The sequence below is a fragment of the Vibrio sp. 1167 genome (genome assembly GCF_033340375.1).
Lineage (GTDB): Bacteria > Pseudomonadota > Gammaproteobacteria > Enterobacterales > Vibrionaceae > Vibrio > Vibrio alginolyticus.
Genome location: NZ_JAWOWK010000102.1, coordinates 1 through 1108 on the forward strand (window position 1 = coordinate 1; position 1108 = coordinate 1108).

Consider the following 1108-nt stretch of genomic DNA (forward strand, 5'->3'; position numbering starts at 1 on the left):
GTAAGAGAAGTTACGAGTAACAAACAAATCACTGGCTGAGTTCAGCGTCACTTGCATCCCTTCATGGCGCTCTAACGCATCACGCAGAGTTTCGCCTTCTTTGATCACAAGCGGCGTCACCAATGGAGTGTCTGACGTGCCAGTTTTTACATAGCTGGTTGCGTCAGAAGAAAGCTGAGTATTGCTGTAGTACTCCTGAACCTTACCTTTCACACAAACTACGTCACCAGGCTTTAGCTCCGTATCGGCGGCGTTCGTATGAATAAATAGACCTTCTGACGTCTTATCGTTGTTATCGTTCTCGATAGCTTGCAGGTAGAAGCCTTTCGTCAAACCGCTAGTAACAGCGCTCACGACACCAGTAACAAAATGCTCTTCTGTCGTAATGTATGGGTAACCATCGATAAATGGCGAAGAAGCACCTTCACCTTGAATGTCTTGAATGGATGTGAACGTTGGCGCGTGGCCATCCACTTCACACACAAATGCTGCAGGTGGCTCAGCTGCGTTCAGCTCGCCCAAGCCATCAATGTTGTCTTTTGCTAACGTTGTCCATTGAGAAGATTGGAAAGTCGCAGAAGGCGTCAGTGCGTCACCGTTACGTACCAAAGTGGCGTCTTTGCCAAATGCTACACCACCCATCACGCCGACCATGTCGTGAACTTCACCATCTTTTAATAGTGCGAGAGGATCGTCACCATTAAAGTTCGCCACGTTTTTATCGGTCTGGTCAGCCACTGCTTTAATCGCATCGCTGGCATCGCCATGGGCCAGAACAAACACCTGCTTCGCTTGCAACGTCACTTGGCTCAAATCGATCTTGCTGCCCCAAGTTCCACCACCATTAGATGATTTCGCTAGCTCATAACCTGTTAGCGTGACTGCGGCATCACCGGTATTCGCGATCTCGACCGCTTTATTATACGAGCCACCTTCTACGTACTGGGAAATGATAATTTCTGCATTCGCGTTAGCGCTAAGCGCACTGGCGATGGTTAATGCAAGTATTGAGGGTTTGATTAACGTGTCCATTGTCGTACCTGATATTTATTTAAATGCAAACTAAGCGCCGATCAGAGCCTACCATTTGCGTCTACTATCAGGTTTA

1 protein-coding gene is annotated in these 1108 nt (G+C 47.8%); it reads right to left on the reverse strand.

The window, feature by feature from the left end; all coding sequences use genetic code 11:
- On the reverse strand, positions 1–1032 hold a 1032-nt coding region (locus tag R7Z78_RS24675), incomplete at its 3' end, for a lamin tail domain-containing protein (RefSeq protein ID WP_169643765.1).
- Positions 1033–1108 lie beyond the last annotated feature (76 nt).